This is a genomic window from Aestuariivivens insulae (genome assembly GCF_022662195.1).
Lineage (GTDB): Bacteria > Bacteroidota > Bacteroidia > Flavobacteriales > Flavobacteriaceae > Aestuariivivens > Aestuariivivens insulae.
On sequence record NZ_JAKMCS010000001.1, the window covers coordinates 558713 to 582545 of the forward strand.

Sequence of the window (23833 nt, forward strand, 5' to 3'; positions counted from 1 at the left end):
TTAAATTTATATAATAATTTATGCCAACAATTTCACAATTAGTAAGAACAGGAAGAGCCAAAATAACCAAGAAGAGTAAATCGGCTGCTTTAAATTCTTGTCCTCAAAGACGTGGCGTATGTACTCGTGTTTACACTACAACACCAAAGAAACCAAACTCAGCAATGCGTAAAGTTGCAAGGGTAAGGTTAACAAATGGTAATGAAGTAAATGCATACATCCCAGGAGAAGGGCACAATTTGCAAGAGCACTCGATAGTATTGGTTAGAGGTGGAAGGGTAAAAGATTTACCAGGTGTTAGATATCATATTGTGCGTGGTGCTTTGGATACTGCAGGTGTGCAAGGTAGAACGCAACGTAGATCTAAGTACGGTGCTAAACGCCCTAAAAAGTAAAATGAAAGTTAGAGGTTAGAAGTTAGAAGTAAAAAGTTGAAAACAGTTTACCAATAACCAATAACTAATAACAAATAACTTAACAGAAGACATGAGAAAAAGACAAGCTAAAAAAAGACCACTTTTACCAGATCCAAGATTTAACGATCAGTTGGTAACGCGTTTTGTGAACAACATGATGTGGGACGGTAAGAAGTCTGTAGCGTTTAAAGTATTCTACGATGCTATCGATATTGTAGATGCTAAAAAAACTGATGAAGAAAAATCTGCTTTAGAAATTTGGAAAGATGCTTTATCGAATGTAATGCCTCACGTAGAAGTACGTAGTCGTCGTGTGGGTGGAGCTACATTTCAAATTCCAATGCAAATTCGTCCAGATAGAAAAATTTCTACAGCCATGAAATGGTTAATTGGTTACTCTCGTAAGCGTAACGAAAAATCAATGGCACAACGTTTAGCTTCTGAAATTTTAGCAGCAGCTAAAGAAGAAGGTGCAGCAGTTAAGAAAAGAGTAGATACTCATAAAATGGCAGAAGCTAACAAAGCATTCTCTCACTTTAGATTTTAATTAGGACATGGCAAGAGATTTAAAATTTACTAGAAATATAGGTATTGCTGCGCATATTGACGCAGGAAAAACAACTACTACAGAGCGTATCCTTTATTATACAGGTGTGTCACACAAAATTGGTGAGGTACACGATGGTGCGGCTACAATGGACTGGATGGAGCAAGAGCAAGAAAGGGGTATTACCATTACTTCTGCTGCAACAACCTGTACATGGAATTTTCCATTGGAAAACGGTCAGCCAACACCAGATACAAAAGGGTATCATTTTAATATTATTGATACTCCTGGCCACGTAGATTTTACGGTTGAAGTAAACCGTTCGTTACGTGTATTAGATGGTTTGGTATTCTTATTTAGTGCGGTTGATGGTGTTGAGCCACAATCTGAAACTAACTGGAGGCTTGCAGATAACTACAAAGTGCCACGTATTGGTTTTGTTAACAAAATGGACCGTCAAGGATCTAACTTCTTAGCGGTTTGTCAGCAAGTTAAGGATATGTTGAAGTCTAACGCTGTACCAATTGTATTGAATATTGGTGATGAAGTAGACTTTAAAGGAATTATCGATTTAGTGAAGAACCGTGCTATTGTATGGCACGATGAAACTCAAGGGGCTACTTTTGATGTTATCGATATTCCTGAAGATATGAAAGAAGAAGCTCGTAAGTACCGCGCCCTTTTAATTGAAGAAGTTGCTACTTATGATGAGAATCTTTTAGAAAAATTCATGGAGGATGAAGATTCTATTACTGAAGATGAAGTGCATGCTGCGCTTAGAGCTGCTGTAATGGATATGGCTATCATTCCAATGATTTGTGGATCTTCATTTAAAAATAAAGGCGTGCAGTTCTTATTAGATGCTGTTTGTCGTTACTTACCATCACCTTTAGATAGGGATAATATTGTAGGGACTAACCCAGATACTGATGAACAAGTAACACGTAAGCCAGATGCTAAAGAGCCATTTTCGGCCTTAGCATTTAAAATTGCTACCGATCCTTTTGTGGGACGTTTAGCATTCTTCCGTGCTTATTCAGGACGCTTAGATGCAGGTTCTTATATCTTGAACAACCGTTCAGGTAAAAAAGAGCGTATCTCGCGTATCTACCAAATGCACTCAAACAAGCAAAATGCTATAGACTATATAGAAGCTGGTGATATAGGTGCTGCAGTAGGATTTAAAGACATTAAGACTGGTGATACCATGTCTGATGAAAAACATCCTATTGTATTAGAATCTATGGACTTCCCAGATCCTGTAATTGGTATTGCTGTTGAGCCTAAAACAAAAGCCGATGTTGATAAACTAGGTATGGCTTTAGGTAAATTGGCAGAAGAGGATCCAACATTTACTGTGAGAACAGATGAAGCTTCAGGACAAACCATTATTTCTGGTATGGGTGAGCTTCACTTAGATATTATTGTAGACCGTTTGAAGCGTGAGTTTAAGGTTGAAGTAAACCAAGGACAGCCTCAAGTAGAGTACAAAGAAGCGATTACACAACGTGCACAACACAGAGAAGTTTACAAAAAGCAATCTGGTGGACGTGGTAAATTTGCAGATATTGTATTTACACTTGAACCAGCTGAAGAAGGTAAGCAAGGTCTGGAATTCGTTTCAGAGATTAAAGGTGGTAACGTTCCTAAAGAATTTATTCCATCTGTGGAAAAAGGATTCAAAATGGCTATGGTAAACGGACCTTTAGCAGGTTACGAAGTAGACGCTATGAAGGTAACCTTAACAGACGGATCTTACCACGATGTAGATTCCGATCAGTTATCGTTCGAATTGGCTGCTAAATTAGGGTTTAAAGCTGCTGCAAAAGCTGCAAAAGCGGTAATCATGGAGCCTATTATGAAACTAGAAGTTATTACTCCAGAAGAAAATATGGGTGATATCGTAGGTGACCTTAACCGCCGTCGCGGACAAGTAAACGATATGAGCGATAGAGCGGGTGCTAAAGTTGTAAAAGCGAATGTGCCTTTATCTGAAATGTTTGGTTATGTAACATCATTACGTACATTATCATCAGGTCGTGCAACATCAACTATGGAATTTTCACACTATGCTGAAACTCCTTCTAACATTTCTGAAGAAGTAATAAAAGCAGCTAAAGGCGTAGAAGCTTAATAAATTAAGAACATGAGTCAGAAAATCAGAATAAAATTAAAGTCTTACGATCACAACTTGGTAGATAAGTCTGCCGATAAGATTGTAAAAACAGTTAAAAGTACAGGTGCTGTTGTAACTGGACCAATTCCATTACCAACACACAAGAAAATTTTTACTGTATTACGTTCTCCACACGTAAACAAGAAATCAAGAGAGCAGTTCCAATTAAGTTCATTTAAACGTTTATTGGATATTTACTCTTCTTCATCAAAAACTATCGATGCTTTGATGAAGCTTGAATTACCAAGTGGTGTAGAAGTAGAGATTAAGGTTTAGTGAGACTTGGCTTTCTTAAGGAAAGTCATAGCCGAACAAACACTGAGCAAAGTCGAAGTGTCTATTTGGTGAAAAGATAAAGAGATCCCCGTTTTTGCGAGGATTAACATGTCCCACCGATGCGGTCGCGGGAAAAACGGAAAAATACATTTCAGGGACGAAAGGTGTTTTGTCCCTGAAGTTTTTTTAAATAAATTAATTATTAACAAAGATTGAAGGTGTGAACCAACAATCGTAAATCAAAAATCAGTATGTCTGGGTTAATTGGAAAAAAAATCGGTATGACCAGCATCTTCGACGAGAACGGGAAAAACATCCCTTGTACCGTAATCGAAGCTGGACCATGTATCGTTACCCAAGTCAGAACCAAAGAAGTTGACGGTTATGAAGCTGTACAGCTAGGTTTCGATGACGCGACAGAAAAGAGCGCTACTAAAGCAGACTTAGGTCATGCTAAAAAAGCGGGTACTTCTGTAAAACGCAAAGTCGTAGAATTTAAAGGTTTTGATGAGGAGTACAAATTAGGTGATGCTATCACCGTAGAACATTTCAACGAAGGAGAATTTGTTGATATTGCAGGAACATCAAAAGGGAAAGGTTTCCAGGGTGTTGTAAAGCGTCATGGCTTTGGTGGTGTAGGTCAGTCTACCCACGGTCAGCATAACCGTTTAAGAGCGCCAGGTTCTATTGGAGCTGCATCTTATCCTGCAAGAGTATTCAAAGGCATGAAAATGGCCGGAAGAATGGGTGGTGAAAAAGTGAAAGTTCAAAATTTAAGAGTTTTAAAAGTAGTTGCTGAAAAGAACTTACTTGTTGTTAAAGGTTGTGTACCTGGGCACAAAAACTCTTATGTAATTATTAGAAAGTAATGAAAGTAGCAGTTTTAGATATAAACGGAAAAGACACCGGTAGAAAAGCAGAGCTTTCTAAAGAGGTGTTTGCTATTGAGCCTAATAATCATGCAGTGTATTTGGATGTTAAGCAATATTTAGCTAATCAAAGACAAGGTACTCACAAATCTAAAGAAAGAAGTGAGATTGCTGGAAGTACACGTAAGATCAAAAAGCAAAAAGGTACAGGTACTGCTAGAGCAGGAAGTATTAAGTCTGGTGTGTTTAAAGGTGGTGGACGTATGTTTGGTCCAAGACCAAGAAACTATAGCTTCAAACTTAACAAAAGCCTTAAGCGTTTAGCTCGTAAATCGGCGTTAAGTATTAAAGCTAGTGAGAAGGCGATAGTTGTTTTGGAGGACTTTAACTTTGATGCTCCAAAAACTAAAAACTTCACGGCAGTTTTAAAGGCTTTAGACTTGGAAAACAAAAAATCTTTGTTTGTGTTGGGTGGGTCAAATAATAATGTATATTTGTCATCGCGCAATTTAAAAGGTTCTGAAGTTGTAACTAACTCAGAATTAAGCACATATAAAATTCTAAACGCTAATCAAGTAGTGCTTTTAGAAGGTGCTTTAGAAGGAATTGAATCAAATTTAAGTAAATAGAAACCATGAGTATCTTAATTAAACCTATAATTACGGAAAAGGCGACAGCGGATAGCGAGTTAAAAAATTGCTATTGGTTTTCTGTAAATCCGAAGGCGAACAAGATAGAAATTAAAAAAGCAGTTGAAGCTGCTTATGGGGTTTCTGTTGAAAAAGTTCGTACAATAAATGTCCGTCCAGATAGAAGAACACGTTATACAAAAACGGGTATTCAACATGGTAAAACAAACGCTGTTAAAAAAGCGGTTGTACAACTGGCGGAAGGTGAAATGATTGATTTATACAGTAACATGTAATTAGACAACAATGTCAGTAAAAAAATTAAAACCAATCACACCAGGGCAGCGTTTTAGAGTAGTAAATGGATTTGACGCCATTACTACTGATAAGCCGGAGAAAAGCTTATTAGCTCCGAATAAAAGGTCTGGTGGTAGAAACAGTCAAGGGAAAATGACCATGCGCTACATAGGTGGTGGTCATAAGAAAAAGTATCGTATCATCGATTTTAAACGAAATAAGACTGGTATTCCAGCCGAAGTAAAATCGATAGAATACGATCCAAACAGAACCGCTTTTATCGCGTTATTGAACTATCAAGATGGCGAGAAAAGATACATCATTGCTCAAAATGGTTTACAAGTTGGGCAAAATGTCGTGTCTGGAAATGAAGGAATAGCTCCAGAAATTGGTAATGCTATGCCGTTAAGCCAAATTCCATTAGGAACCATTATTTCTTGTGTAGAGTTACGTCCAGGTCAAGGTGCGGTTATGGCACGTAGTGCCGGAGCTTTTGCTCAGTTAATGGCAAGGGATGGTAAATTCGCTACTATTAAATTACCTTCAGGTGAAACACGTTTAGTGCTTACAACTTGTATGGCTACTATAGGGGTTGTTTCTAATTCAGATCATCAGTTATTAGTGTCTGGTAAAGCAGGTAGATCAAGATGGTTAGGTAGAAGACCACGTACTAGACCAGTAGTAATGAACCCAATCGATCACCCAATGGGTGGTGGTGAAGGACGTGCTTCTGGAGGTCACCCAAGATCTAGAAAAGGTATTCCAGCTAAAGGTTATAGAACACGTTCTAGAACAAAAGCAAGTAATAAATATATTGTAGAACGTAGAAAGAAATAAGACATGGCAAGATCATTAAAAAAAGGACCTTACGTTCATTATAAATTAGAAAGAAAAGTTGCTGCAAATGTAGAAGCCAATAAAAAAACAGTAATCAAAACTTGGTCTAGAGCTAGTATGATTACTCCAGATTTTGTTGGACAAACCATAGCAGTACACAATGGCCGCCAGTTTGTGCCAGTTTACGTAACTGAAAACATGGTAGGTCATAAATTAGGAGAATTTTCACCAACACGTTCATTCCGTGGGCATGCAGGTGCTAAAAACAAAGGTAAAAAGTAGTAAGCTATGGGAAGTCGTAAAAAACAAATGGCAGACGCTATTAAGGAAAGCAAGAAGCAAATCGCTTTTGCAAAGCTTAATAACTGTCCTACGTCACCAAGGAAAATGCGTTTAGTAGCCGATTTAGTAAGAGGTGAACGCGTAGAAAAGGCACTTAATATCTTGAAATTCAACCAAAAAGAAGCATCAGGTCGTTTAGAGAAGTTACTGCTGTCTGCAATTGCAAACTGGCAAGCTAAAAACGAAGATGCAGATGTAGAGTCGGCTGAATTGTTTGTAAAAGAAATTAGAGTAGATGGTGGATCAATGTTAAAAAGATTGCGTCCAGCACCGCAAGGTCGTGCACACAGAATTAGAAAACGTTCTAACCACGTAACATTAGTGGTTGGTGCTAACAATAACACACAAAGCTAAGATAGAAGTATGGGACAAAAGACAAATCCAATCGGAAATCGCTTAGGAATTATCAGAGGATGGGAATCTAACTGGTATGGAGGAAACGATTATGGCGATAAGCTTGCCGAAGACGATAAAATTAGAAAGTACGTTCACGTACGTCTGGCAAAAGCTAGTGTGAGTAGAGTAATTATTGAAAGAACTCTTAAGCTTGTAACCGTTACTATCACTACGGCTCGCCCAGGTATCATTATTGGTAAGGGTGGTCAAGAGGTAGACAAGTTAAAAGAAGAACTTAAAAAGATTACTGGAAAAGAGGTTCAGATAAACATCTTTGAAATTAAAAGACCTGAACTAGATGCATTTTTAGTAGCATCAAGTATTGCGCGTCAAATAGAAAATCGTATTTCTTACCGTCGTGCAATAAAAATGGCTATTGCTGCTACAATGCGTATGAATGCTGAAGGAATTAAAATCCAAATTAGTGGTCGTTTAAATGGTGCTGAAATGGCACGTAGCGAACACTATAAAGAAGGACGTATTCCATTATCAACATTTAGAGCCGATATTGACTATGCTTTGGTTGAAGCACATACTACTTATGGTAGATTAGGTGTTAAAGTATGGATCATGAAAGGTGAAGTATATGGTAAAAGAGAGCTTTCTCCACTTGTAGGATTATCTAAGAAGCAAGGTGGAAAAGGTGGAGCTGGACGTGGAAACAAAGGACCTCGTCGTAGAAAGTAATTTTTTAAAGTAAAAGAAAAATGTTACAGCCTAAAAGAACAAAATTTCGTAAGCAGCAAAAAGGACGTATGAAAGGTATTTCCCAAAGAGGAAACCAACTTTCAAACGGTACTTTTGGTATAAAAGCATTAGATTCTAAGTTTATAACAGCTCGTCAAATTGAAGCTGCACGTATTGCCGCTACGCGTTACATGAAAAGGGAAGGGTCGATATGGATTAAAATATTTCCAGACAAGCCTATTACAAAAAAGCCTCTTGAAGTACGTATGGGTAAAGGTAAAGGTGCCGTAGAATATTGGGTAGCTGTTGTGAAACCAGGACGTGTTTTATTTGAAATTGGTGGTGTGCCATTAGACGTTGCAAAAGAAGCATTACGTCTAGCAGCACAAAAGCTACCAGTGAGAACTAAGTTTGTTATTGCTAGAGATTACGAAGCATAATTTATTTAATGATATGAAACAATCAGAAATTAAAGAATTATCTACAGCTGAGTTACAAGAGAAACTTGGTGAGACCAAAAAGAGTTATGCAGACCTTAAACTGGCACATGCAATATCTCCTTTAGAAAATCCAATTCAGCTACGTGCCATTAGACGTACTGTAGCTAGAATTGCGACCGAATTAACTAAAAGAGAATTACAATAATTCTGCTGAAAGATGGAAACAAGAAATTTAAGAAAAGAACGTATAGGAGTTGTTACAAGTAACAAAATGCAGAAATCTATTGTAGTTTCTGAAGTTAAAAAAGTAAAACACCCTATGTATGGTAAGTTCGTGTTAAAGACAAAGAAATATGTTGCACACGACGAGAAAAACGATTGTAACATTGGAGATACTGTAAAGATCATGGAAACAAGACCTTTAAGTAAATCTAAATGTTGGAGATTAGTTGAAATAATTGAAAGAGCGAAGTAATTATGGTACAACAAGAATCAAGACTTAAGGTAGCAGATAACACTGGAGCGAAAGAGGTTTTAACCATTCGTGTTCTAGGTGGTACTAAAAGAAGATACGCTTCTGTAGGAGACAAAATTGTTGTTTCTGTAAAAGATGCAACACCTAATGGAAACATTAAAAAAGGTGCTGTTTCTACTGCAGTAGTAGTACGTACTGTAAAAGAAGTAAGAAGACCAGATGGATCATACATTAGATTTGATGATAACGCCTGTGTACTTTTAAACCCAACGGGTGAAATGAGAGGTACACGTGTATTTGGTCCTGTTGCAAGAGAACTTCGTGATAAACAGTTTATGAAAATTGTATCATTAGCACCAGAAGTGCTTTAATACAAAAAATCAAGATGGGAAAGCTTAAAATAAAAACAGGAGATACAGTACGTGTAATTACCGGAGACCATAAAGGATCCGAAGGTAAAGTACAAAAAGTATTTATCGATAAGAACAAAGCTATCGTTGAGGGTGTCAATATGGTTAAGAAACACACTAAACCAAGTGCACAAAATCCTCAAGGTGGTATTGTAGAGAAAGAAGCACCAATCCATGTGTCTAACTTATCGTTGTTAACTTCAAAAGGAGAGACAACACGAGTTGGATATAAAATGGAAGGTGATAAGAAAGTGAGATTTTCAACTAAATCTAATGAAGTAATTTAGTAGTTATGGCATATTCACCAAGACTTAAAGAAGAGTATAAAAGCAGAGTAATTGCAGCTCTTACAGACGAATTTGGATATAAAAATGTAATGCAAGTTCCTAAACTTAAAAAGATAGTAATATCTAAAGGTGTTGGAGCAGCAGTTGCAGACAAAAAGTTAATTGACTACGCAGTAGAGGAGTTAACAACTATATCTGGACAAAAAGCTATAGCCACAATGTCTAAAAAGGACGTTGCTTCTTTCAAATTACGTAAAGGAATGCCAATTGGCGCAAAAGTTACTTTGCGAGGAGAAAGAATGTATGAATTTTTAGATCGTTTAGTTACTTCTGCCTTACCACGAGTAAGAGATTTTAGCGGTATAAAGGCTACAGGATTTGACGGACGGGGTAACTACAACTTAGGTATTACTGAGCAAATTATCTTTCCAGAAATTAATATCGATAAGGTAAATAGAATTTCTGGTATGGATATTACTTTTGTAACGTCTGCCGAAACAGATAAAGAAGCAAAATCATTATTAACTGAATTAGGGTTACCTTTTAAAAAGAACTAAGTTATGGCTAAAGAATCAATGAAAGCCCGCGAGGTAAAAAGAGCAAAAACAGTAGCTAAATACGCAGCTAAACGTAAAGCTTTAAAAGAAGCTGGAGATTACGAAGCGTTACAAAAGTTACCAAAAAATGCTTCCCCAATACGTCAGCATAATAGATGTAAGCTAACAGGAAGACCTAAAGGATACATGAGAACATTTGGTATTTCTCGTGTAACATTTAGGGAAATGGCTAACCAAGGTCTTATTCCAGGCGTAAAAAAGGCTAGCTGGTAAAAAAAGAATTATAAACAGGTTGAAGGTTCAAGGCCGAAGGACGGAATTGAAAACCACATCCGCAAATTAATAAATATGTATACAGATCCAATTTCGGATTATCTTACTAGAATTAGAAACGCAGTGCGTGCCAACCATAGAGTGGTTGAGATCCCTGCTTCTAATTTGAAAAAGGACATCACTAAAATATTATTCGAGCAAGGATATATTTTAAGTTATAAGTTTGATGATTCAACAGTACAAGGCACTATAAAAATAGCGCTTAAGTACAACAAAGAAACTAAAGAACCCGTAATCAAGAAACTTCAGAGAGTTAGTAGACCAGGTTTACGTAAGTATGCTGGAGCTGGAGAATTGCCTAGAATTTTAAATGGCCTTGGTGTTGCAATCGTTTCAACTTCTCATGGAGTTATGACAGGTAAACAAGCCAAAAGAGAAAATGTAGGTGGTGAAGTTTTATGTTACGTTTACTAATTTTAAAACCGAAAAGAAATGTCAAGAATAGGAAATAATCCAGTAGCCATTCCAGAAGGTGTAACAGTAGACGTAAAAGATAACGTTATTACTGTAAAGGGAAAATTAGGAGAGTTAACGCAAAGTTTCGATGCTGTTGAGATTAAAGTAGAAGAAGGAAATGTACTAGTTGCACGCGCTTCAGATACAAAAGATCAAAAAGCAAAACATGGTTTATATAGATCTTTAGTAAACAACATGATAGAAGGTGTTTCTAAAGGGTGGACTAAAGAATTAGAATTGGTAGGTGTAGGTTATAGAGCATCTAACCAAGGACAAAAATTAGATCTAGCCTTAGGATTCTCTCACAACATAGTTTTGGACATTGCTCCAGAAGTTAAAGTTGAGACTGTTTCAGAGAAAGGAAAAAATCCTATCGTGAAATTAACTTCTCATGATAAACAACTTGTAGGTCAAGTCGCTGCAAAAATTCGTGGTTTCAGAAAGCCAGAGCCTTACAAAGGAAAAGGTATCAAGTTTGTTGGTGAAGAAATAAGAAGAAAAGCAGGTAAATCAGCTTAATAAATTAGTTATGGCATTGACAAAGAACGAAAGAAGATTAAGAATAAAAAACAGAATAAGAAAGGTAGTTTCTGGTACAGAGGCAAGACCAAGATTAGCTGTTTACAGAAGTAATAAAGAAATTTATGCCCAAATAGTTGATGATGTAACTGGTAAAACAATTGTTGCAGCATCTTCAAGGGATAAAGATATCGATACTGCTAAAGCAAACAAAGTTGAAGCTGCTGCCCTAGTTGGTAAAGTATTAGCTGAAAAGGCTTTAAAAGCAGGTGTAGAGACCATAGCTTTCGATAGAGGTGGTTATTTATATCATGGTAGAGTTAAATCATTAGCCGACGGAGCTAGAGAAGCAGGACTTAAATTCTAAGAAATTATGTTTCAAAAATATAAAAGTGCAGAGTTAGTAAAACCAGGTGGATTAGATCTTAAAGATCGTTTAGTTGGTGTACAAAGGGTTACAAAAGTAACTAAAGGTGGTAGAGCTTTTGGCTTTTCAGCGATTGTAGTAGTTGGTGATGAGGCTGGTGTTGTAGGACAAGGCTTAGGTAAATCTAAAGACGTTGCCAGTGCAATTGCAAAGGCCGTAGAAGATGCTAAGAAAAACTTGGTTAGAATTCCTATTAGAAAAGGAACTGTACCACACGAGCAAAAAGGAAAATACGGTGGAGCAAGAGTAAATATCATACCTGCTGCGCCTGGTACAGGAGTTATTGCCGGTGGTGCAGTAAGAACTGTATTGGAAGCCGTTGGTGTACACGATGTATTATCAAAATCTCAAGGGTCATCAAACCCACACAACGTAGTAAAGGCAACATTCGATGCTTTGTTACAGTTAAGAGATGCTAATACAATTGCTAGAGATAGAGGTATTTCACTTGAAAAAGTTTTTAACGCTTAAATACGATCAAGAGATGGGAAAGATTAAAGTAACAAAAGTTAAAAGCGCTATCAATCGTACGCAAAGACAAAAAAGAACTTTAGAAGCTCTTGGTCTTAAAAAGATTGGTCAAGTAAAAGAGCATGAAGCAACACCAAACATTTTGGGTATGATTGCTAAAGTTTCACATTTAGTTTCTGTTGAAGAAGCTTAAAAATATAGACTGAAGAAAATGGATTTAAGTAACTTACAACCGGCAAAAGGATCGGTAAAAACACAAGGCAAGCGAGTAGGTCGCGGACAAGGTTCAGGTAAAGGTGGTACCGCTACACGTGGTCACAAAGGAGCTAAGTCACGTTCTGGTTATTCTAAGAAAATTGGATTTGAAGGTGGGCAAATGCCACTTCAAAGACGTGTGCCTAAATTTGGTTTTAACAACATTAACCGTGTGGAATACCAAGGTATTAATTTAGATACCTTACAGCAATTGGTTGATGATAAGAAAGTAAAGGATACTGTAGATTTTGAAACTTTATTCGCAAACCGTTTAATTGGTAAAAACGACTTAGTTAAAGTATTAGGCCGTGGCGAATTAAAAGCAAAATTAAAAGTATCTGCACATAAGTTCTCTGCTTCGGCAAAAGCTGCTATCGAAGCTGCAGGAGGAGAAGCAATAACGCTATAAGACTTTACAATACATGAAATTTATAGAATCAATAAAGAATGTTTGGAAAATCGAAGAACTAAGAAACAGAATCATAGTAACCTTGAGTCTGTTGTTGGTTTACCGATTTGGAGCCCAAGTTACACTGCCAGGTATAGACGCCGAGCAATTAAGTGGTTTAGCAAGTAGTACAGAAGGTGGTATATTAGGATTGCTTAGTGCCTTTACTGGAGGAGCTTTTTCAAAAGCTTCGGTATTTGCCTTGGGTATCATGCCTTACATTTCTGCTTCTATTGTAGTGCAGTTAATGGGAATTGCTATTCCATATTTACAAAAGCTGCAAAAAGAAGGAGCCAGTGGCCAAAAGAAAATTACTCAAATTACACGGTGGTTAACTATTGCAATATGTTTATTGCAAGCACCAGGTTATTTAGCTAGTTTACCAGCATTAGGTGTGCCTCAATCGGCTTACCTTTTGGGAACAGGTGGTTTATTCTATTTTTCATCTATTGTAATATTGATTACTGGATGTATCTTTGCCATGTGGTTAGGAGAAAAAATTACCGATAAAGGTATTGGTAATGGTATTTCCTTATTAATTATGGTTGGTATTATAGCAACTTTACCACAAGCATGGTTGCAAAACGCAGCCACTAGATTAGAAGGTAATAATGTGATGTTAATTCTTTTTGAACTTGTTATTTGGTTTGTTATTATTTTATTGTCCATTTTATTAGTAATGGCTGTTAGAAAAATAGCAGTACAATATGCAAGAAGAACGGCATCTGGTGGTTACGAAAGAAATGTTATGGCAGGGTCAAGACAGTACATTCCGTTAAAGTTGAATGCTTCTGGGGTAATGCCTATTATATTTGCCCAAGCCATTATGTTTGTACCTAGTTTAATTGGAGGATCGTCCTTATTAAAGGAAACCACAGTTGGAGCATGGATGCAAACTCAATTTTCAGATATGTTTGGTTTCTGGTATAATGTAGTATTTGGATTGTTGATTATTATATTTACCTATTTCTATACAGCAATTACGGTGCCTACCAATAAAATGGCCGACGACTTAAAGCGTAGTGGTGGTTTTATTCCTGGTATACGTCCAGGTTCAGAGACTTCTGAATACTTAGACAAGATCATGTCTCAAATAACCTTACCGGGTTCTATATTTTTAGCATTAATTGCTGTATTTCCAGCTTTTATTGTTAAGTTAATGAGCGTACAGCAAGGATGGGCATTGTTTTTTGGAGGTACATCGTTATTGATTATGGTTGGGGTAGCAATAGATACCATGCAGCAAATAAATGCCTATTTGTTGAATAGACATTACGATGGCTTGATGAAGACAGGTAAAAATAGAAAAGCAGTAGCTTAATATATTATAGACTATGGCAAAACAAGCAGCAATAGAACAGGACGGAACAATAATAGAAGCATTATCTAATGCCATGTTTCGTGTTGAACTGGAAAATGGCCACATTGTAACAGCACATATTTCTGGAAAAATGCGTATGCATTACATTAAGTTGTTACCGGGCGATAAAGTAAAATTAGAAATGAGTCCTTACGATTTAACTAAGGCTCGTATAACTTATAGATACTAAAAGTTCAAAGTTTGAAGTTCAACGTTTAAAGTTAAAAAGCTAAGCCTTGAACCTTGAACCTTGAACCTTGAATTTTTAAACATTGAAAAATTATGAAAGTAAGAGCATCAGTTAAAAAAAGAAGCGCCGATTGTAAAATTGTGCGTAGAAAGGGAAGACTTTACGTGATAAACAAAAAGAATCCTAGATTTAAACAAAGACAAGGTTAAAATAGATAAAAGTCATTAGTTTATTAGTAGTTAGATGAATCTGATTGAAATAGAAATGTTTAGGATTCTAACAACTAAAAACTAACAACTAAAAACTAAAATTAGTATGGCAAGAATTGCAGGTGTAGACATACCTAAAAACAAAAGAGGAGCTATCTCTTTAACTTATATCTACGGTATAGGTAGGAGTAGAGCAAAAGAAATTTTAGCAACTGCTAAAGTAGACGAAAGCACTAAAGTACAAGATTGGACAGACGACGAGATTGGAGCAATCCGTGAGGCTGTTGGAGCTTTTACTATTGAAGGTGAGTTACGTTCTGAAACTCAATTGAACATTAAGCGTTTAATGGATATTGGATGTTACAGAGGTATTCGTCATAGAGCTGGGTTACCATTAAGAGGGCAGCGTACAAAAAACAACTCTAGGACCAGAAAAGGTAGAAGGAAAACTGTTGCTAACAAGAAAAAAGCAACTAAATAATAATTAAATAATAGTCATTAGTCATTAGTATTTGGACGTTAGAAGAATCTGTTCGAAATGTAAAAGTTTAGGATTCCAATAACTAAAAGCTAACAACTAGAAACTAAAAGAATATGGCAAAAACAAGTACAAAAAAACGTAAAGTTGTTGTAGACGCTGTTGGTGAAGCACATATTACGGCGTCATTCAATAACATCATTATTTCTCTTACCAACAAAAAAGGTGATGTAGTATCATGGTCATCTGCTGGTAAAATGGGATTTAGAGGATCTAAAAAGAACACACCTTATGCTGCACAGTTGGCTGCCGAAGATGCTGCGGCTGTAGCTTCTGAAGCTGGTTTGAAAAAGGTGAAGGTTTATGTGAAAGGACCTGGTAATGGTAGAGAATCTGCTATACGTTCTATCCATAATGCAGGTATAGAAGTAACAGAAATAATTGATGTTACTCCACTACCACATAATGGATGTAGACCTCCAAAACGAAGAAGAGTATAATTTATATAGCATATAAAAGTTAATATCGACTGTTTATACAGTTGATATTAACTTTTTATGTGTAAATTTGCAAACTGAAAAATAAATAATAATCAAGTATCAACAAGAGATTTACGATTATCGAAGGATAAGATTAAGACCTTAATTCATAATCACTCTTAAAACACAATTTAAAATGGCAAGATATACTGGTCCTAAAACTAAAATAGCTCGTAAGTTTGGAGAAGCTATTTTTGGAGACGACAAGTCTTTTGAAAAAAGAAACTACCCTCCAGGTCAACATGGAAACAACAGAAGACGTGGAAAAAAATCTGAATACGCTATCCAACTACAGGAGAAGCAAAAAGCAAAATATACCTATGGTATTTTAGAGCGTCAATTTAGAAACTTATTTAAAAAAGCTAGAGCAGCACAAGGTATTACTGGTGAGGTTTTATTACAGCTTTGTGAGTCTAGATTAGATAACGTAGTATATAGAATGGGTATTGCTCCTTCTAGAAGCGCTGCAAGACAATTAGTATCACACAGACACATTACTGTAAATGGTAATTTGGTTAACATTCCTTCTTACCAATTAAAAGCAGGAGATGTTATTGCTGTAAGAGAAAAATCTAAATCGCTTGAAGCTATCGAAAGATCACTTTCAAACTCAAGTCACGTTTACGAATGGATTACTTGGAATAATGATACTAAGCAAGGAACTTATGTTTCTGTTCCTGCTAGAATTCAAATTCCAGAAAATATCAACGAGCAGTTCATCGTCGAATTATATTCTAAATAATAAATTAATAATATTGGTATTTAGCCAAAGGGTTTATTCGTCCTTCTTCAAACTTATAAACCGCGCAACTAAATAACAATTAAAACGAAGAAAAATATGGCAGTATTTAATTTCCAAAAGCCGGACAAAGTAATCATGATTAATTCAACGGATTTTGAAGGCAAATTCGAATTTCGCCCTTTAGAACCTGGATATGGATTAACAGTAGGTAACGCACTAAGACGCGTGTTGTTGTCTTCCTTAGAAGGTTTTGCAATAACATCGGTTAGAATAGAAGGTGTAGATCATGAGTTTTCTACAATTGCTGGTGTAGTAGAGGATGTTACCGAAATTATTTTGAATTTAAAACAAGTCCGTTTTAAAAGACAAATAGACGATATAGACAACGAGTCTGTTTCAATCTCTATTTCTGGTCAAGAGCAAATATTGGCTGGAGATTTTCAAAAGTTTATTTCAGGATTCCAAGTATTAAATACAGAGCAAATTATCTGTAACTTAGATCCTAAAGTTAATTTCAACCTTGAAATTACTATTGAAAAAGGTAGAGGCTATGTACCTGCAGAGGAAAACAAAAAAGCATCTGCGCCAATAGGGACTATATTTACCGATTCTATATACACACCTATAAAGAACGTTAAGTACAGTATAGAAAACTATCGTGTTGAACAAAAGACCGATTACGAAAAATTGGTTTTCGAAATCATTACAGATGGTTCTATAAACCCTCAAGATGCATTAACAGAGGCAGCCAAAACGTTAATTCACCACTTCATGTTATTCTCAGATGAGCGTATCACTCTTGAAGCTGATGAAATTGCACAAACTGAAACGTATGATGAAGAATCACTTCATATGAGACAGTTGCTTAAAACGAAGCTAATCGATATGGATTTATCGGTACGTGCACTTAACTGTTTAAAAGCAGCCGAAGTAGATACTTTAGGAGACTTAGTATCATTCAATAAAAATGACTTAATGAAGTTCCGTAACTTTGGTAAGAAATCTTTAACCGAGCTAGAAGAGTTGGTAAGCGTTAAAGGTCTAAACTTCGGAATGGATTTAAGCAAATATAAATTAGATAAAGATTAATTCTAACACTCCTTTATAGTTTGCTCCTTATAATGGGTTGTAGCAAGATAAAGGTTTAAAACAAATGTCATGAGACACGGAAAAAAATTCAACCACCTAAGCAGAAAAACTGCTCACAGAAAATCGATGTTGGCTAATATGGCATGTTCATTAATTGAGCATAAGCGTATCAATACAACAGTAGCAAAAGCAAAAGCTTTAAAGCAATTTGTTGAGCCAATCATTACTAAATCTAAAGAAGATACTACGCATAACAGACGTATAGCTTTTAGTAGATTAAGACAAAAAGAAGCTGTGACAGAATTGTTCAGGGAAGTAGCTACTAAAGTTGGTGACAGACCAGGAGGTTACACTAGAATAATTAAATTAGGAAACCGTTTGGGGGATAACGCCGATATGGCTATGATCGAGCTTGTAGATTATAACGAAATTTACAATGCAGATAAGGCTAAGAAGAAGACAACAAGAAGAAGTAGAAGAGGTGGTGCTAAGCCAGCCGCTGCTGCTCCAGTTGAAACTCAAGCTTCAAACGAAGAGGAATAAATGTTAATAAGCATTCAAAATAAAAGGGATAAACTATTTTAGTTTATCCTTTTTTTGTGCAATTTTGTAAAACCTTGTTCCCGAGATAGCGGGAATCTTATAAAAAATCAGAATGAAATATCAAAAAAGACAAAGTGCCATCATTCTTCTAGCAGATGGTACCATTTTTCACGGTAAAGCAGTAGGAAATAAACAAGGAACGGCATTTGGTGAAGTGTGTTTTAATACAGGAATGACCGGATACCAAGAAATTTTCACCGATCCATCTTATTACGGACAATTAATGGTAGCTACCAATGCCCATATTGGTAATTACGGTACCAATGTAGATGAAGTAGAATCAGATTCTATCAAAATTGCTGGCCTTATAGTTAAAAATTTTAGCTACGATTATTCAAGAGACAATGCCGATGCATCTTTAGAAGAATTTTTGGATAAAAATAACCTATTAGCTATTTCGGATGTAGATACTAGAGCTTTGGTTAGTTATATAAGGGATAATGGAGCCATGAATGCGGTTATTTCAACCGAAGTAGATAACATTGAAGGCCTTAAAAAGCAATTGGCAGAAGTGCCAAATATGGAAGGTTTGGAACTGGCATCGAAAGTGTCGACTAAAGAACCATATTATTTTGGTGATGAAAATGCAACATACAAGGTGGCGGCTCTAGATATAGGAATAAAGAAGAACATTCTTAGAAACATTGCAAAACGAGATGTCTATATTAAAGTGTTTCCATACAATTCAAAATTTGAAGATTTAGAAGCATTCAATCCAGATGGCTATTTCTTATCCAATGGCCCTGGGGACCCTGAGCCTTTAAAAGAAGCTCAGGCCGTGGCTAAAGAAATCATCAAACGCAATTTACCTTTATTCGGTATTTGTTTGGGGCATCAAGTAATAGCGCTTGCCAATGGTGTTTCAACCTATAAAATGCACAATGGACATCGAGGAATTAACCACCCAGTAAAAAACTTAATTACGGGGAAAGGGGAAATTACTTCTCAAAACCATGGTTTCGCCGTAAATAGGGAAGAGTCTGAAGCACATGAGGATTTGCAAATAACACATCTACATTTAAATGATAATACAGTGGCTGGATTGGCAATGAAAAGCAAAAATTGTTTTTCGGTACAGTACCATCCAGAAGCAAGTCCAGGACCACACGACTCGTCCTATTTGTTCGATCAGTTTATTGAAAACATTAAAAAAGCTAAGCTTTCAGTAGCAGAATAAGTTAATAAATTTAGGCTAAACTTCACTAAAACGTTATAGGTGCTTTTTTCATCATTTGTTTTGAAATTGCATAACAGTGCTAAGATTAAGTCGTAAATTTGATAAGTTAAAAGTTTATAAATAAATCAATTATGAGTGCAATAATTAATATTCACGCAAGACAAATATTAGATTCAAGAGGTAACCCAACCGTAGAGGTAGATGTTGTTACAGAAAATGGTATCTTAGGTAGAGCAGCAGTACCTTCTGGAGCTTCTACAGGAGAACATGAAGCTGTAGAGTTAAGAGACGGTGGAAATACATATATGGGTAAAGGTGTTTTAAAGGCTGTTGAAAATGTAAACACAACTATAGCAGATGCTTTGCTTGGTATTTCTGTTTTTGAGCAAAATTTCATAGACCAAACCATGATCGATTTAGATGGAACCCCAAATAAATCGAAATTAGGTGCCAATGCCATTTTAGGTGTTTCTTTGGCAGCAGCAAAAGCGGCAGCAGCAGAATTAGGATTGCCTTTATATAGATATGTAGGGGGTGTATCTGCTAACACGCTTCCTGTACCAATGATGAATATTATCAATGGTGGTTCACATAGTGATGCACCTATCGCCTTCCAGGAGTTTATGATTATGCCGGTTAAGGCTAAAGACTTTACTCATGCGATGCAGATGGGAACCGAAATTTTTCACCATTTGAAAAAGGTATTGCACGATAGAAATTTAAGTACGGCTGTAGGTGATGAAGGTGGTTTTGCGCCTACTTTAGATGGTACCGAAGACGCTATTGAAACAATAGCAAAAGCTGTAGAAAATGCTGGCTATAAATTTGGAGACGAGGTGAAGATTGCATTAGATTGTGCTTCAGCCGAGTTTTATGTAGACGGTAAGTATGATTACGCCAAATTTGAAGGCGATACAGGTGTTGTAAGAACAAGTAAAGAACAAGCTGAGTACTTGGCCGAGTTAGTATCTAAATATCCAATTATCTCTATAGAAGATGGTATGGACGAGAACGACTGGGACGGATGGAGCTATTTAACCGAATTGGTAGGCGATAAAGTACAGCTAGTAGGAGACGATTTATTTGTAACCAACGTAGAGCGTTTATCACGCGGAATTGAAAACGGTATAGCCAATTCCATCTTAATTAAAGTAAATCAAATAGGATCGTTAACCGAAACTATTGCTGCAGTTAATATGGCCAAAAATGCAGGTTATACATCAGTAATGTCACACCGTTCTGGCGAAACTGAAGATAATACCATTGCCGATTTAGCAGTAGCCTTAAATTGTGGACAAATAAAAACAGGATCTGCTTCACGTAGTGATCGTATGGCAAAATATAACCAATTGCTTCGTATAGAGGAAGAACTTGGAGAGGTTGCTTATTTTCCACAAGAAAAAGCGTTCAAAATAAAATAAGAACCTATTTAAAAATAGTTAAAAAGTGGTTGTTTTTATTAGCAATCACTTTTTTTTATGCCCTAAATTTAACAATATATTAAATGATTAAATCATTGGTTTTTACGTTTTAAAAATAGGCTAATATTTCGTACTTTAGCGTTCCGCTTAATAACATAAAATTTACGTGAACTTATGGCAAAAACTGCTACCATCGATATAGATGGCCAAAAATATGAGTTTCCTTTACTTACAGGAACAGAAAATGAAGTTGCAATAGATATAAAAAGCTTAAGAGGAGTTACAAATGGAGTCATTACGTTAGATTCGGGTTATAAAAACACTGGGTCTTGTACCAGTAGCATTACATTTCTTGATGGAGAAAAAGGAATATTGAGATACAGAGGGTATTCAATTGAAGAACTAGCAGAAAAAGCAAGCTTTTTGGAAGTAGCCTACTTACTTATTTTTGGAGAGCTTCCAACTCAAGAACAAAGCGTAAAATTCCATAACGATATTAAAGCACAGTCTGTAGTTGATGATGATGTGAGGAAAATTGTAGATGCTTTTCCTAAGTCGGCCCATCCTATGGGAATTATTTCTTCCCTAACAAGTGCCCTTACAGCTTTTAACCCGTCTTCTGTAAATGTTAAATCGGAAGAAGACATGTATAAGGCCATCGTTAAAATTTTGGGTAAGTTCCCTGTGTTAGTAGCGTGGACCTTAAGAAAGAAACAAGGCTTGCCATTAGATTATGGTGATAAAAATTTAGGCTATGTAGAGAATGTCTTAAAAATGATGTTCAAGCAGCCTAATGAAGATTATGTACAAAACCAAGTTGTTGTTGATGCGCTCGATAAACTTTTAATCTTACATGCCGATCATGAGCAAAACTGTTCTACATCTACAGTAAGAATAACAGGTTCTTCACATGCAGGATTATTTGCATCACTTTCGGCCGGTATATCTGCTTTATGGGGACCATTACATGGTGGAGCCAATCAAGCAGTATTGGAAATGTTAGAAGCTATTAAAGCCGATGGTGGAGATACCAAAAAATATATGGCCAAGGCTAAGGACAAGGAAGATCCATTCCGTTTAATGGGCTTTGGACACAGAGTATATAAAAATTTCGATCCTCGTGCTCGTATCATAAAAAAAGCAGCAGACGAAGTATTAGGTGATTTAGGTATAGACGACCCTATTTTAGATATAGCTAAAGGACTTGAAAAGGAGGCTTTAGAGGATTCTTATTTTGTAGATAGAAAATTATATCCTAATGTCGATTTTTATTCAGGAATCATTTATAGAGCTATGGGAATCCCTACAGATATGTTTACCGTAATGTTTGCATTAGGACGTTTACCAGGATGGATAGCCCAATGGCGTGAAATGCGCTTAAATGTAGAGCCAATTGGAAGACCAAGACAATTATACATAGGGGAAACAGAAAGGGCTTTTGTGCCAGTTGACCAAAGATAGAACAGTCTTAAATTTATAATATTATCAAGCTTCATGGGTTTTTCATGAAGCTTTTCTTTTTTTAAACAATATTTTTCAGAATAATATAAAAATTGTGCAATAATCACTAGTTTTGGAGTTTTAATCTGGAGAATAAAATATGCTAAAACTTAATGTTAAAAATGAGACGTCTAGGTTAAGGGCTGTAATTTTAGGAACGGCCAAAAATAATGGACCAATCCCTAAAGTAGAAGATTGTTACGACCCCAAAAGTATCCAGCATGTATTGGCAGGAACGTATCCAAAAGAAGAGGATATGATTAAGGAAATGGAAGCGGTTGCAGCTGTTTTTAAAAAATACGACGTTACGGTTTTTAGACCAGAGGTAATAGAAAACTGCAACCAAATTTTTTCACGGGATATTGCTTTTGTAATTGAAGATAAGATTATACGGGCTAACATTTTACCCAATCGTGAAGATGAAGTTGAAGCTATACGGTATGTTTGGGATCAAATTGATAGAAAAAACAGAATTATTTTGCCAGAAGCATGCCATGTAGAAGGAGGGGATGTGATGCCCTGGAACGATTATATTTTTGTTGGGACTTACTCTGGTGAAGACTATGCCAGCTATATTACGGCTAGAACTAATAAAGAAGCAGTAACTGCACTTCGGGAATTGTTTCCCAATAAAACGGTTAAAGCATTCGAATTACGCAAATCGAATACCAATCCAAAAGAAAATGCACTGCATTTAGACTGTTGTTTTAACCCATTGGGTAAAGGAAAGGCCATTATTCATAAAAATGGATTTCTAATAGAAGACGAATACGAATGGTTGGTAAACTTCTTTGGAAAGGAAAACGTTTTTGAAATAACTAAAGACGAAATGTACGAGATGTATAGTAATGTGTTTTCAATTTCTGAAGATGTTGTTATATCCGAAAGGAATTTTACACGTTTAAACACTTGGCTTAGACAACAAGGATTTACGGTAGAAGAAGTGCCTTATGCCGAAATAGGAAAACAAGAAGGCTTGTTACGCTGTACAACCATGCCTTTAATACGGGATTAGTTTTTAATCGAAAAGAATTATGCAACAAACCACAAATACCATTTTAATGATTCGTCCTTTAAACTATAGGATGAATGAACAAACGGCCGTAAACAATTATTACCAAAAAGTATTGGATAATACTTTACCGGAAACAGTTAATGTTAGAGCCCAGCAAGAGTTTGATACTTACGTTGAAAAGCTAAGACAGGTTGGGGTTAATGTTGTTGTTGTGAACGATACCGATACCTTCGATACCCCAGATTCTATTTTTCCCAACAACTGGGTATCCTTTCATGAAAATGGTGATGTAGGGCTCTACCCAATGTTTGCCGAAAACAGGCGATTGGAGCGACGGGAAGATGTATTACAAACCCTGGAGAAAGAAGGCTTTGTTATTAATAATATTATAGATTATACCAGCGCCGAAGAAGAAGATATTTTTCTGGAAGGTACCGGAAGTGTGGTGTTGGATCGGGCAAACCGAAAGGCCTATTGTGCCTTGTCGGCGCGAGCCGATGAAGCATTATTTATTGAGTTTTGTGAGGACTTTGAATTTACACCTGTTATTTTTACAGCTTACCAAACAGTGAATAACGAGAGGTTACCCATTTACCATACCAATGTAATGATGTGCGTAGGTGAGACTTTTGCCGTTATTTGCTTAAGTAGTATTGATGATAAAAAAGAACGTAAAAATGTAATAAAACATTTGAAGGAAGATGGTAAAGAGATTATAGATATTACCGAAGCACAGGTTAATAATTTTGCCGGTAACATGCTTCAGGTAAAAGCTAAAACTGGTACCCGTTACTTAGTGATGAGCCAGGCTGCTTATAATGCATTAACCAAATCACAAATTCAAAAATTACAAGGCCATACACATATACTTTCCAGTTCTTTAGATACTATCGAAGCTTGTGGTGGCGGAAGTGCGCGCTGTATGATGGCAGAAGTATTTTTGCCTAAAGCTTAGTAAAG

General features: G+C 36.3%; 37 protein-coding genes. All 37 read left to right on the forward strand.

Annotated features, from left to right (window positions below):
* The first annotated feature begins 20 nt into the window (after positions 1-20).
* The 37 genes from rpsL to ctlX all read left to right on the forward strand — a co-directional run bounded on the left by rpsL (position 21) and on the right by ctlX (position 23828).
* Positions 21-395: a 30S ribosomal protein S12 gene (gene rpsL / locus MR062_RS02245; RefSeq protein WP_223549403.1), complete on the forward strand. Its 375-nt coding sequence runs from the start codon at positions 21-23 to the stop codon at positions 393-395.
* Between the two features lie 91 nt (positions 396-486).
* The gene (gene rpsG, locus MR062_RS02250) at positions 487-963 is read left to right on the forward strand and encodes a 30S ribosomal protein S7 (protein WP_242202450.1); all 477 of its coding nucleotides are present in this window, start codon (positions 487-489) and stop codon (positions 961-963) included.
* A 7-nt stretch (positions 964-970) separates the two neighbouring features.
* Positions 971-3097: an elongation factor G gene (fusA, locus tag MR062_RS02255; protein WP_242202451.1), complete on the forward strand. Its 2127-nt coding sequence runs from the start codon at positions 971-973 to the stop codon at positions 3095-3097.
* Between the two features lie 12 nt (positions 3098-3109).
* Entirely contained in the window at positions 3110-3415 is a 306-nt protein-coding gene (rpsJ, locus tag MR062_RS02260) for a 30S ribosomal protein S10 (protein WP_223549398.1), read from the forward strand.
* A gap of 251 nt (positions 3416-3666) precedes the next feature.
* On the forward strand, positions 3667-4284 hold the full coding sequence (rplC, locus tag MR062_RS02265; RefSeq protein WP_242202452.1) for a 50S ribosomal protein L3: 618 nt from the start codon (positions 3667-3669) through the stop codon (positions 4282-4284).
* The gene (gene rplD, locus MR062_RS02270; RefSeq protein ID WP_242202453.1) at positions 4284-4913 is read left to right on the forward strand and encodes a 50S ribosomal protein L4; all 630 of its coding nucleotides are present in this window, start codon (positions 4284-4286) and stop codon (positions 4911-4913) included. The genes rplC and rplD overlap by 1 nt, the downstream gene beginning before the upstream one ends.
* A gap of 5 nt (positions 4914-4918) precedes the next feature.
* On the forward strand, positions 4919-5209 hold the full coding sequence (rplW, locus tag MR062_RS02275; RefSeq protein ID WP_242202454.1) for a 50S ribosomal protein L23: 291 nt from the start codon (positions 4919-4921) through the stop codon (positions 5207-5209).
* A gap of 10 nt (positions 5210-5219) precedes the next feature.
* Positions 5220-6047 (forward strand): 50S ribosomal protein L2, encoded by an 828-nt coding sequence (rplB, locus tag MR062_RS02280; protein ID WP_242202455.1) that lies wholly within the window; start codon positions 5220-5222, stop codon positions 6045-6047.
* A gap of 3 nt (positions 6048-6050) precedes the next feature.
* Positions 6051-6329 (forward strand): 30S ribosomal protein S19, encoded by a 279-nt coding sequence (rpsS, locus tag MR062_RS02285; RefSeq protein ID WP_013869040.1) that lies wholly within the window; start codon positions 6051-6053, stop codon positions 6327-6329.
* A gap of 6 nt (positions 6330-6335) precedes the next feature.
* Positions 6336-6743: a 50S ribosomal protein L22 gene (gene rplV, locus MR062_RS02290; RefSeq protein ID WP_242202456.1), complete on the forward strand. Its 408-nt coding sequence runs from the start codon at positions 6336-6338 to the stop codon at positions 6741-6743.
* Between the two features lie 9 nt (positions 6744-6752).
* On the forward strand, positions 6753-7472 hold the full coding sequence (rpsC, locus tag MR062_RS02295; RefSeq protein ID WP_242202457.1) for a 30S ribosomal protein S3: 720 nt from the start codon (positions 6753-6755) through the stop codon (positions 7470-7472).
* 20 nt (positions 7473-7492) lie between these two features.
* Positions 7493-7912 carry a 50S ribosomal protein L16 gene (rplP, locus tag MR062_RS02300; RefSeq protein WP_242202458.1) on the forward strand — a complete coding sequence of 140 codons (420 nt, stop codon included), beginning with the start codon at positions 7493-7495 and terminating at the stop codon, positions 7910-7912.
* 13 nt (positions 7913-7925) lie between these two features.
* Positions 7926-8117, forward strand: coding sequence for a 50S ribosomal protein L29 (rpmC, locus tag MR062_RS02305; RefSeq protein WP_242202459.1), 192 nt, complete (start codon positions 7926-7928; stop codon positions 8115-8117).
* A 12-nt stretch (positions 8118-8129) separates the two neighbouring features.
* Positions 8130-8387, forward strand: coding sequence for a 30S ribosomal protein S17 (gene rpsQ / locus MR062_RS02310; protein ID WP_242085828.1), 258 nt, complete (start codon positions 8130-8132; stop codon positions 8385-8387).
* Between the two features lie 2 nt (positions 8388-8389).
* Complete coding sequence (gene rplN / locus MR062_RS02315; protein ID WP_130937892.1) at positions 8390-8758, forward strand: 50S ribosomal protein L14; 369 nt, start codon at positions 8390-8392, stop codon at positions 8756-8758.
* A 14-nt stretch (positions 8759-8772) separates the two neighbouring features.
* A complete protein-coding gene (rplX, locus tag MR062_RS02320) occupies positions 8773-9084 on the forward strand; it encodes a 50S ribosomal protein L24 (RefSeq protein WP_242202460.1) in 312 nt (103 codons plus the stop codon).
* A 5-nt stretch (positions 9085-9089) separates the two neighbouring features.
* Positions 9090-9641 (forward strand): 50S ribosomal protein L5, encoded by a 552-nt coding sequence (gene rplE / locus MR062_RS02325; RefSeq protein ID WP_242202461.1) that lies wholly within the window; start codon positions 9090-9092, stop codon positions 9639-9641.
* 3 nt (positions 9642-9644) lie between these two features.
* Positions 9645-9914: a 30S ribosomal protein S14 gene (rpsN, locus tag MR062_RS02330; RefSeq protein ID WP_136480159.1), complete on the forward strand. Its 270-nt coding sequence runs from the start codon at positions 9645-9647 to the stop codon at positions 9912-9914.
* Between the two features lie 75 nt (positions 9915-9989).
* Complete coding sequence (gene rpsH / locus MR062_RS02335) at positions 9990-10388, forward strand: 30S ribosomal protein S8 (RefSeq protein ID WP_242202462.1); 399 nt, start codon at positions 9990-9992, stop codon at positions 10386-10388.
* 18 nt (positions 10389-10406) lie between these two features.
* Positions 10407-10949 carry a 50S ribosomal protein L6 gene (rplF, locus tag MR062_RS02340; protein WP_242202463.1) on the forward strand — a complete coding sequence of 181 codons (543 nt, stop codon included), beginning with the start codon at positions 10407-10409 and terminating at the stop codon, positions 10947-10949.
* Positions 10950-10959: 10 nt separating this feature from the next.
* The gene (gene rplR, locus MR062_RS02345) at positions 10960-11316 is read left to right on the forward strand and encodes a 50S ribosomal protein L18 (RefSeq protein ID WP_242202464.1); all 357 of its coding nucleotides are present in this window, start codon (positions 10960-10962) and stop codon (positions 11314-11316) included.
* A 6-nt stretch (positions 11317-11322) separates the two neighbouring features.
* A complete protein-coding gene (rpsE, locus tag MR062_RS02350; protein WP_242202465.1) occupies positions 11323-11847 on the forward strand; it encodes a 30S ribosomal protein S5 in 525 nt (174 codons plus the stop codon).
* 13 nt (positions 11848-11860) lie between these two features.
* On the forward strand, positions 11861-12040 hold the full coding sequence (gene rpmD / locus MR062_RS02355) for a 50S ribosomal protein L30 (protein WP_186563058.1): 180 nt from the start codon (positions 11861-11863) through the stop codon (positions 12038-12040).
* Positions 12041-12058: 18 nt separating this feature from the next.
* Positions 12059-12511 carry a 50S ribosomal protein L15 gene (gene rplO, locus MR062_RS02360; protein ID WP_242202466.1) on the forward strand — a complete coding sequence of 151 codons (453 nt, stop codon included), beginning with the start codon at positions 12059-12061 and terminating at the stop codon, positions 12509-12511.
* Positions 12512-12524: 13 nt separating this feature from the next.
* Positions 12525-13871, forward strand: coding sequence for a preprotein translocase subunit SecY (gene secY / locus MR062_RS02365; RefSeq protein WP_242202467.1), 1347 nt, complete (start codon positions 12525-12527; stop codon positions 13869-13871).
* Between the two features lie 13 nt (positions 13872-13884).
* Positions 13885-14100 carry a translation initiation factor IF-1 gene (gene infA / locus MR062_RS02370; protein ID WP_007094967.1) on the forward strand — a complete coding sequence of 72 codons (216 nt, stop codon included), beginning with the start codon at positions 13885-13887 and terminating at the stop codon, positions 14098-14100.
* Between the two features lie 92 nt (positions 14101-14192).
* Entirely contained in the window at positions 14193-14309 is a 117-nt protein-coding gene (gene ykgO / locus MR062_RS02375; protein ID WP_013305171.1) for a type B 50S ribosomal protein L36, read from the forward strand.
* Positions 14310-14415: 106 nt separating this feature from the next.
* On the forward strand, positions 14416-14790 hold the full coding sequence (gene rpsM / locus MR062_RS02380; RefSeq protein ID WP_242202468.1) for a 30S ribosomal protein S13: 375 nt from the start codon (positions 14416-14418) through the stop codon (positions 14788-14790).
* A gap of 113 nt (positions 14791-14903) precedes the next feature.
* Positions 14904-15287, forward strand: a complete 384-nt coding sequence (gene rpsK / locus MR062_RS02385) for a 30S ribosomal protein S11 (protein ID WP_242202469.1) — start codon at positions 14904-14906, stop codon at positions 15285-15287.
* Between the two features lie 175 nt (positions 15288-15462).
* Positions 15463-16068, forward strand: a complete 606-nt coding sequence (gene rpsD, locus MR062_RS02390) for a 30S ribosomal protein S4 (protein WP_242202470.1) — start codon at positions 15463-15465, stop codon at positions 16066-16068.
* A gap of 96 nt (positions 16069-16164) precedes the next feature.
* Positions 16165-17157: a DNA-directed RNA polymerase subunit alpha gene (locus tag MR062_RS02395; protein ID WP_242202471.1), complete on the forward strand. Its 993-nt coding sequence runs from the start codon at positions 16165-16167 to the stop codon at positions 17155-17157.
* A 69-nt stretch (positions 17158-17226) separates the two neighbouring features.
* A complete protein-coding gene (rplQ, locus tag MR062_RS02400) occupies positions 17227-17700 on the forward strand; it encodes a 50S ribosomal protein L17 (protein ID WP_242202472.1) in 474 nt (157 codons plus the stop codon).
* A 112-nt stretch (positions 17701-17812) separates the two neighbouring features.
* Entirely contained in the window at positions 17813-18937 is a 1125-nt protein-coding gene (gene carA / locus MR062_RS02405) for a glutamine-hydrolyzing carbamoyl-phosphate synthase small subunit (RefSeq protein WP_242202473.1), read from the forward strand.
* A gap of 131 nt (positions 18938-19068) precedes the next feature.
* Positions 19069-20358 carry a phosphopyruvate hydratase gene (gene eno, locus MR062_RS02410; protein ID WP_242202474.1) on the forward strand — a complete coding sequence of 430 codons (1290 nt, stop codon included), beginning with the start codon at positions 19069-19071 and terminating at the stop codon, positions 20356-20358.
* A 174-nt stretch (positions 20359-20532) separates the two neighbouring features.
* Positions 20533-21819 carry a citrate synthase gene (locus MR062_RS02415; RefSeq protein ID WP_242202475.1) on the forward strand — a complete coding sequence of 429 codons (1287 nt, stop codon included), beginning with the start codon at positions 20533-20535 and terminating at the stop codon, positions 21817-21819.
* A gap of 139 nt (positions 21820-21958) precedes the next feature.
* Positions 21959-22873, forward strand: a complete 915-nt coding sequence (locus tag MR062_RS02420) for a dimethylarginine dimethylaminohydrolase family protein (RefSeq protein WP_242202476.1) — start codon at positions 21959-21961, stop codon at positions 22871-22873.
* A 19-nt stretch (positions 22874-22892) separates the two neighbouring features.
* Positions 22893-23828 carry a citrulline utilization hydrolase CtlX gene (gene ctlX / locus MR062_RS02425; RefSeq protein WP_242202477.1) on the forward strand — a complete coding sequence of 312 codons (936 nt, stop codon included), beginning with the start codon at positions 22893-22895 and terminating at the stop codon, positions 23826-23828.
* Positions 23829-23833 lie beyond the last annotated feature (5 nt).

What these genes read in the sequence shown, in the direction of transcription:
- rpsL (WP_223549403.1), top strand. Translation starts at nt 21, where the DNA reads ATGCCAACAATTTCACAATTAGTAAGAACAGGAAGAGCCAAAATAACC.
- rpsG (WP_242202450.1), top strand. Translation starts at nt 487, where the DNA reads ATGAGAAAAAGACAAGCTAAAAAAAGACCACTTTTACCAGATCCAAGA.
- fusA (WP_242202451.1), top strand. Translation starts at nt 971, where the DNA reads ATGGCAAGAGATTTAAAATTTACTAGAAATATAGGTATTGCTGCGCAT.
- rpsJ (WP_223549398.1), top strand. Translation starts at nt 3,110, where the DNA reads ATGAGTCAGAAAATCAGAATAAAATTAAAGTCTTACGATCACAACTTG.
- rplC (WP_242202452.1), top strand. Translation starts at nt 3,667, where the DNA reads ATGTCTGGGTTAATTGGAAAAAAAATCGGTATGACCAGCATCTTCGAC.
- rplD (WP_242202453.1), top strand. Translation starts at nt 4,284, where the DNA reads ATGAAAGTAGCAGTTTTAGATATAAACGGAAAAGACACCGGTAGAAAA.
- rplW (WP_242202454.1), top strand. Translation starts at nt 4,919, where the DNA reads ATGAGTATCTTAATTAAACCTATAATTACGGAAAAGGCGACAGCGGAT.
- rplB (WP_242202455.1), top strand. Translation starts at nt 5,220, where the DNA reads ATGTCAGTAAAAAAATTAAAACCAATCACACCAGGGCAGCGTTTTAGA.
- rpsS (WP_013869040.1), top strand. Translation starts at nt 6,051, where the DNA reads ATGGCAAGATCATTAAAAAAAGGACCTTACGTTCATTATAAATTAGAA.
- rplV (WP_242202456.1), top strand. Translation starts at nt 6,336, where the DNA reads ATGGGAAGTCGTAAAAAACAAATGGCAGACGCTATTAAGGAAAGCAAG.
- rpsC (WP_242202457.1), top strand. Translation starts at nt 6,753, where the DNA reads ATGGGACAAAAGACAAATCCAATCGGAAATCGCTTAGGAATTATCAGA.
- rplP (WP_242202458.1), top strand. Translation starts at nt 7,493, where the DNA reads ATGTTACAGCCTAAAAGAACAAAATTTCGTAAGCAGCAAAAAGGACGT.
- rpmC (WP_242202459.1), top strand. Translation starts at nt 7,926, where the DNA reads ATGAAACAATCAGAAATTAAAGAATTATCTACAGCTGAGTTACAAGAG.
- rpsQ (WP_242085828.1), top strand. Translation starts at nt 8,130, where the DNA reads ATGGAAACAAGAAATTTAAGAAAAGAACGTATAGGAGTTGTTACAAGT.
- rplN (WP_130937892.1), top strand. Translation starts at nt 8,390, where the DNA reads ATGGTACAACAAGAATCAAGACTTAAGGTAGCAGATAACACTGGAGCG.
- rplX (WP_242202460.1), top strand. Translation starts at nt 8,773, where the DNA reads ATGGGAAAGCTTAAAATAAAAACAGGAGATACAGTACGTGTAATTACC.
- rplE (WP_242202461.1), top strand. Translation starts at nt 9,090, where the DNA reads ATGGCATATTCACCAAGACTTAAAGAAGAGTATAAAAGCAGAGTAATT.
- rpsN (WP_136480159.1), top strand. Translation starts at nt 9,645, where the DNA reads ATGGCTAAAGAATCAATGAAAGCCCGCGAGGTAAAAAGAGCAAAAACA.
- rpsH (WP_242202462.1), top strand. Translation starts at nt 9,990, where the DNA reads ATGTATACAGATCCAATTTCGGATTATCTTACTAGAATTAGAAACGCA.
- rplF (WP_242202463.1), top strand. Translation starts at nt 10,407, where the DNA reads ATGTCAAGAATAGGAAATAATCCAGTAGCCATTCCAGAAGGTGTAACA.
- rplR (WP_242202464.1), top strand. Translation starts at nt 10,960, where the DNA reads ATGGCATTGACAAAGAACGAAAGAAGATTAAGAATAAAAAACAGAATA.
- rpsE (WP_242202465.1), top strand. Translation starts at nt 11,323, where the DNA reads ATGTTTCAAAAATATAAAAGTGCAGAGTTAGTAAAACCAGGTGGATTA.
- rpmD (WP_186563058.1), top strand. Translation starts at nt 11,861, where the DNA reads ATGGGAAAGATTAAAGTAACAAAAGTTAAAAGCGCTATCAATCGTACG.
- rplO (WP_242202466.1), top strand. Translation starts at nt 12,059, where the DNA reads ATGGATTTAAGTAACTTACAACCGGCAAAAGGATCGGTAAAAACACAA.
- secY (WP_242202467.1), top strand. Translation starts at nt 12,525, where the DNA reads ATGAAATTTATAGAATCAATAAAGAATGTTTGGAAAATCGAAGAACTA.
- infA (WP_007094967.1), top strand. Translation starts at nt 13,885, where the DNA reads ATGGCAAAACAAGCAGCAATAGAACAGGACGGAACAATAATAGAAGCA.
- ykgO (WP_013305171.1), top strand. Translation starts at nt 14,193, where the DNA reads ATGAAAGTAAGAGCATCAGTTAAAAAAAGAAGCGCCGATTGTAAAATT.
- rpsM (WP_242202468.1), top strand. Translation starts at nt 14,416, where the DNA reads ATGGCAAGAATTGCAGGTGTAGACATACCTAAAAACAAAAGAGGAGCT.
- rpsK (WP_242202469.1), top strand. Translation starts at nt 14,904, where the DNA reads ATGGCAAAAACAAGTACAAAAAAACGTAAAGTTGTTGTAGACGCTGTT.
- rpsD (WP_242202470.1), top strand. Translation starts at nt 15,463, where the DNA reads ATGGCAAGATATACTGGTCCTAAAACTAAAATAGCTCGTAAGTTTGGA.
- MR062_RS02395 (WP_242202471.1), top strand. Translation starts at nt 16,165, where the DNA reads ATGGCAGTATTTAATTTCCAAAAGCCGGACAAAGTAATCATGATTAAT.
- rplQ (WP_242202472.1), top strand. Translation starts at nt 17,227, where the DNA reads ATGAGACACGGAAAAAAATTCAACCACCTAAGCAGAAAAACTGCTCAC.
- carA (WP_242202473.1), top strand. Translation starts at nt 17,813, where the DNA reads ATGAAATATCAAAAAAGACAAAGTGCCATCATTCTTCTAGCAGATGGT.
- eno (WP_242202474.1), top strand. Translation starts at nt 19,069, where the DNA reads ATGAGTGCAATAATTAATATTCACGCAAGACAAATATTAGATTCAAGA.
- MR062_RS02415 (WP_242202475.1), top strand. Translation starts at nt 20,533, where the DNA reads ATGGCAAAAACTGCTACCATCGATATAGATGGCCAAAAATATGAGTTT.
- MR062_RS02420 (WP_242202476.1), top strand. Translation starts at nt 21,959, where the DNA reads ATGCTAAAACTTAATGTTAAAAATGAGACGTCTAGGTTAAGGGCTGTA.
- ctlX (WP_242202477.1), top strand. Translation starts at nt 22,893, where the DNA reads ATGCAACAAACCACAAATACCATTTTAATGATTCGTCCTTTAAACTAT.